Raw genomic sequence first — 5,258 nt, forward strand, 5'->3', positions numbered from 1 at the left:
ACAGCGCCGAAGATGCTCGACCTACCCGACACCGTCTGGATCAACCGGCCGGCCAACGACACCGATCAACACGCCGACACAGAAGCCGCCTAACACCCACTGGTCTCAATCACCTTGACAAATTCCGGACCTCGCCTGCGGCGGGGGCTCGGCCGTGAGGTACGTGTCTCCGACGTGCAGGAGCCTCGAGGAGGTGCGGAACGCGTCCTTCTCCTCGCAGGATTTGGAGCACGACGCGGCAACCCTCGAACCGGTCGCCACTGTCGACCTGCCGCGCGGTGGGCACATCGTCGACCTGAAGATGAGCCCCTCGGGAGACCGGCTCTACGCTCTGCGTCACTTCGAATCGGCCGCGCCGGTGCCAGAACCACCGGCGGCGGTGCTGGTGATCGATCCCGCGACACGCAAGTTGATCCATACGATTCCCTACCCGAACCCGCGGTCGATCGACGTCAGCCCGGACGGCAGGCGGCTCTGGCTGGTCCAGAACAACCACGGAGCATTCGATCAGCTGGTCGCATTCGACACGGAAAACAACTTCACCGAGCTCGTGTCACTCCGCCTCGACAAGAAGTACCGATACCGGCAGGTCATGGTGCACCGGAACGGCCAACCCTGGGTGTTGGGAACGACGCCACGGGAAGGGACGGTGTCGCAGATCGACGGTGACACCGGAAAAGTCATCCGCACCGTTCCGTTCACGGGGATGCCGGTCTATCTGGCGAGCTTGCGGTGACTCAATCGAGTGACTTGGGCGAGTCCAGTGGAAACTCGGTGCTGAGCAACGATGGACGGCTCGCGGTTCGCTCCATGTCGAGAGCCTGGGCGTCACCATGACGATTGTCGTGCAACGAGTGCTCGCTCACCATGAAGAGCCGAATGTCGCGGTCCACCAGCACGTCGATGACGTTCGCGAAGCGTTGCCGCGCCTCGTGGTCGCACGTCTCCAGCCGTCGAATCACGGCGTACAGCTCCATCCTCGACATCGACGGCACAAGCGGCTTCCTTGATCATTGTCCGCATGCGGTCGTAGAGTACGCCGCCTTTGTCGAAGGTGAGATCGCCGACGAGCACCTCGTGAACGGGCTGGCGATGACAGGCCACATACGCGCGCATGGGTACCGAGATGGATGGCAACCAGATTGCCGTCCCGCGGCAGGCTGCGGAAGATTCCTGTGGCCGCCACGGCATCGCGTGTGCGTCGCGGACAGGGCTCCGGGGGGCTGCGATGAGCGGTGTCTCTACTTGCTCGATCGCCGACTCGGTGCGAGTCGCTACGCCAGGCGTTCCCACCACCAAACGACAGGCCGTCGAGGATCTGCGGCGAACCTGCCACCAACCTGGATGTCGGGGACGGCCAGACTCCGGCCATCGCGTGGGATGTGCTCGCGATAACGTCTCGTAGTCCGACTCCAGTCGATGTTGGCTCGGACCCACTGCGCCAGGTTCTGCGCGTAATGCGCCAGGTTCGCGTCACCGCGCTGCCGTATGAGCGCGGTCGAGTCCAGGAAGTCCGTCATGATCCGATTGCGGATGTCCAGGGTCTTTGTCAACGCCTCCTCGGGGGAGAGCCCGAACTCGGTGGCGACGATGTCGATCGAGTTGAGGGTGGCGTCTGCCTCCACGGCACGTTCCCTGTCGTAGGAGAACAGGTCGTTGTCCATTCCGAGCAGTACGCAACACGCCTCGGTCGCGGCGCGTACCACGTGGTCGGCCAGAGAGTCCGTCGACAACTCGTAGCCGTAGGTGAAGTCGACGAGCAGGAGGTGGTGCTTGGCCCCGGAGGAGTCCATCCGGTGCGTGAGGTATTCGCGTAGCCCGAGACCTCGGCTCTGCTGCACGACGGCGGCCTCGCAGGCGAAGCTGAAGAGCATGTCGCGGGCTGCCGCTGCCCACCGGTTTAGCTGCGTGGGTGACCCGCATTCCTCCAACCGCATCCGCACGTCTCGGAGCGCGGCCTCCCAGCCTGTCGCTTCCTCCGACCGCTCGTAGGGGGCTTCGAGCACCCGCATCAGCGGCCGCAGCATGATGCAGGCCCCACCGGGGTCACCGGTAAGCACACCCCCGTCGAAGAATGCGTCGTCGAACGCGAACGCCCACATCCACAGGTCTCCCACCATCCGCAGCCGATCGGTGATTCCCGCTGGGCATGCCGCAGCGAGCAGCTGGAGAGGGCGAGCCTGCTCCATGCTGTCCAGCCACGCCTCGTCGCACACGTTGAACTGGCGCAGCCAATCGAGCGCGGCGCGGTCGAGATCACTTCCGCTCGACGGACATGTCGCCGGGACGGGACAGTAGATGCCAGGAACGCCCTGGGAGGCTGCGTTGGTTGCCAAGGTCGGTGGTTTCCTTTGCTGATGAGCTCCGAGGAGTGTGAGCCGGAAGGTTGTGCTGCTGGGCTAGTGGTGGCGGCCGGTGACCAGCGTCACCAGTGCCGTGAGCTGGTCGGCGGCGTGTGGTTCGGGGTCTGCGGCGCGTAGACAGGCCAGCGCGGCTCGCACCTGCCGCTCGGTCTCGTCCCAGGCCCAGCGGGTGCCCTCAGCCTCGTCGATCAGATTGGCGGCAGCCACCATCTGCGCCTCGGACGGCCGGTGGCCGGACCGGTACAGCGCGGCCAGTCGCCTGGCGGCGTCGGTTCCGGAGGTAAGAGCAGCGGCCACGGGCAACGACTTTTTGCCTGACCGCAGGTCCGCTCTCACCGGCTTGCCCAAAACCGCCGGATCGTCCTGCAGCCCCAACAGGTCGTCGACCAGTTGGAAGGCCAGCCCGAGGTGGTGCCCGAAGCTGCGCAGGTGTTCGGCGCGCCGAGCACTGGCACCGCCTACCATCGCACCCAGCAGGCAGGCACTGCCCAGCAGCGATGCCGTCTTGCCCGAGGCCATGGCCAGGCACTCCTCCAGACTGACCAGATCGCGGCTCTCGAACGCGATGTCGGCGCTTTGTCCGTTGGCCAGGTCGACCAGGGTGATGCCGAGCACGGCGGCCATGGCGGAGGCGCCGGGAGACGGGTGGGCGGCCAAATCCCGGATGGCCAGCGCGAGGAGTGCGTCCCCGGCAAGGATTGCCGCGGGTATGCCGAACACAGACCATGCGGCGGGCCGATGCCTGCGGGTGTCGTCGCCATCCATGATGTCGTCGTGCAGCAACGTGAAGTTGTGCACCAGTTCCACGCTGGCTGCCGCGGTGACGGCCGTCTGCGGGGGTGCACCGACCGCGCGGGCGCAGGCCAAGGTCAGTGCTGCGCGAAAGGCCTTGCCCGGCGCCTTGTCGGCGGGCCGGCCGTCTGCCTCACACCACCCGAAGTGGTAGCGGCAGACCGTGCGGGTCGGCTCAGCCAGTTGTGCGACGGACGCACGCAGGGCTGGCTCGAGCAGTCCGCGTGTCCAGGCCAGCACCGCGTTCCCTGTCCGGCCCTGGATGGGAAAATTCACACCGGTCATTGATTCGGACACCTTCCCTGTCGTGCTCAACGTGCCGACGGGCGCACGGCGTAGTCGAAGCCTGATCCATGTGGGTCGTCTCGTTCGGCAGCCAGATGCTTAGCTTGGCGCCGGTGATCAGTCGGGGCGCCCTGCCTTCCGGCGCTGATCGCGTAGAGGTAGGACATGGCTGTCCGCGCACACGTAGAGTTCGATGAGAAGAGCGTCCTGGTTCGTGGTCACAGATGAAGTCCGCGATGAGCTGCTGGCTCTCCAGGGGAAAGTCCGGGTAGCAGAACACCGTCCACATGGCTAAGTCGTGCCGCCGGAAGCGGGCGACGTCGGCCGGTGTGCGCAGTACATCGTGCGCGGTGAGGAATTCCTGAGTTGCCGCAGTGAGGATACCGTAGTGGGGATGGGTGGCCGCCGGCGGCGGAGGCGGGAAGGGCAAGTCGAAGTGCCAGCGCGACACCCAGTCGATATCCGCGTCCGGCTCTGCCAACCGCGGCAGCATCACCTGATGTGCGTATTCCGCACTGTCATTCCGAGTATCCAACGGATGCGGATAGTCCATCACCAATATATCCCTTGCTGAGGATAGGGAACGGTGGCGCGGACGATGCCGCAGCCGGCGGCGGTGAGCTCGGCGATCTGCTGCAGTGTCGATGTTCGCGGTGACGGTGGTGGTCATCGACTGTACGGAGATCGGATGGTCACTGCCGACCGGGACCGGTCCGACGCGGAGTTGCCCGGTGAGTCTTCGGGGAGGATTTGAGCCCATGACCGCTACCCTTCTCGGGCATGGTGCCGGGGTCACAGATCGTGATAGGCGCCTCGCCCATTGTGATAGAAGTGAAGATCGGCATCGACCCGGCGATGGTGTGAACGTTTGACACGGTCGTGCCAGCTCAAACGAGATCGACAGCACTGTCCGTCACCGACGTGACAAGTGGGAACTTGTGACCGGCGCCGGATCCCAGGTGCGTCTGGCGCCCACCCGGTCCGCGCGTCGGCCAAGTCGCCGAGAAACCTGCGGCAGGCGGCTTGACATCGGGGCATTGCGGAACGATCGCCTCTCCGGCTGATCGCTGACTACGCCGACAAGCACGAGTTCGGAGTCGAGCCGATCGGTGCCGTGCTGACCGCAGCCGGCGTCAAGATCGCTCCGAGCAACTGCTACGCGGCACGGTCCCGCCGTTCTCGCACGCGCGGTTCGCGACGCGGTGGTAACCGAGAAAGTCAAGGAGGTCCACCAGGACAACTACGGCGTGTACAGCATCCGCAGGGTCCCCGCCGTGCTGGCCCGCCAATGCGGAGTCACAGGCCGCCAGTCGCCCGCTGCGCCGTCGCCCGGCTGGTGAAATCGGTCGGCCGGTTGACATCGCCGACCGGGAGGCCATGGTGAAGGCATGCGGCGTTCGCCGCAGGAGGGGGTTCGGATGCCTCGATGGGCTCACAACAAGTTGCCGATGTCGGTCAAAAAGCAGTATTTCGAGCTGATCAAACAGGGCATGCAGGGCGCGGCGGCCGCTCGCGCGGTCGGTGTGTCGACCAGCTGCGGATCGCTGTGGTTCCTCGATGCTGGCGGGTTGCTCATCGACGATCCCGGCCCGATCTCACCCCGTTTCCTCACCCAGGACGAGCGGATCGCCATCGCCGACGGCCTGCAGGCCAAGCAGTCGATCAAGGACATCGCCGCCTCGATCGGCAACAGCTTCCAGACCGTCTACCGTCTACCGGGAGATCGACCGCAACAGCAAATCAGACGGCCGCTACCAACCATGGTGGGCTCACAACCAGGCGCTGCTGCGCAGAAAACGCCCGAGGGCCCGGAAGACC

General features: G+C 65.5%; 5 protein-coding genes and 1 pseudogene. 2 read left to right on the forward strand and 4 right to left on the reverse strand.

What is annotated here, in order from left to right:
* Positions 1-193 precede the first annotated feature (193 nt).
* Positions 194-736: a YncE family protein gene (locus ABFX45_RS45750; protein WP_346137357.1), complete on the forward strand. Its 543-nt coding sequence runs from the start codon at positions 194-196 to the stop codon at positions 734-736.
* A gap of 1 nt (position 737) precedes the next feature.
* Here the strand turns inward: ABFX45_RS45750 and zapE are convergent, their stop codons facing one another.
* The 4 genes and pseudogenes from zapE to ABFX45_RS45770 form a co-directional block, all read right to left on the reverse strand.
* On the reverse strand, positions 738-986 hold the full coding sequence (gene zapE / locus ABFX45_RS45755; RefSeq protein ID WP_346137358.1) for an AFG1/ZapE family ATPase: 249 nt from the start codon (positions 984-986) through the stop codon (positions 738-740).
* Positions 987-1,274: 288 nt separating this feature from the next.
* On the reverse strand, positions 1,275-2,336 hold the full coding sequence (locus ABFX45_RS45760) for a terpene synthase family protein (RefSeq protein WP_346137359.1): 1,062 nt from the start codon (positions 2,334-2,336) through the stop codon (positions 1,275-1,277).
* A 63-nt stretch (positions 2,337-2,399) separates the two neighbouring features.
* A complete protein-coding gene (locus ABFX45_RS45765; RefSeq protein ID WP_346137360.1) occupies positions 2,400-3,440 on the reverse strand; it encodes a polyprenyl synthetase family protein in 1,041 nt (346 codons plus the stop codon).
* Between the two features lie 579 nt (positions 3,441-4,019).
* A pseudogene (locus tag ABFX45_RS45770) lies at positions 4,020-4,200 on the reverse strand (flavodoxin-dependent (E)-4-hydroxy-3-methylbut-2-enyl-diphosphate synthase); the annotation flags it as partial.
* A 688-nt stretch (positions 4,201-4,888) separates the two neighbouring features.
* Between ABFX45_RS45770 and ABFX45_RS45775 the strand changes: the two are divergent.
* A partial coding sequence (locus ABFX45_RS45775; protein WP_346137361.1) for a helix-turn-helix domain-containing protein occupies positions 4,889-5,258 on the forward strand: 370 nt, incomplete at its 3' end.

Origin of the sequence: Lentzea roselyniae, assembly GCF_039537795.1 — a bacterium.
In the GTDB taxonomy this organism is placed as follows: Bacteria; Actinomycetota; Actinomycetes; order Mycobacteriales; family Pseudonocardiaceae; genus Lentzea; species Lentzea atacamensis.

Bases quoted from the DNA above. Each gene is read 5' to 3' on its own strand.
- ABFX45_RS45765 (WP_346137360.1), bottom strand. From the start codon at position 3,440: ATGACCGGTGTGAATTTTCCCATCCAGGGCCGGACAGGGAACGCGGTG.
- zapE (WP_346137358.1), bottom strand. From the start codon at position 986: ATGTCGAGGATGGAGCTGTACGCCGTGATTCGACGGCTGGAGACGTGC.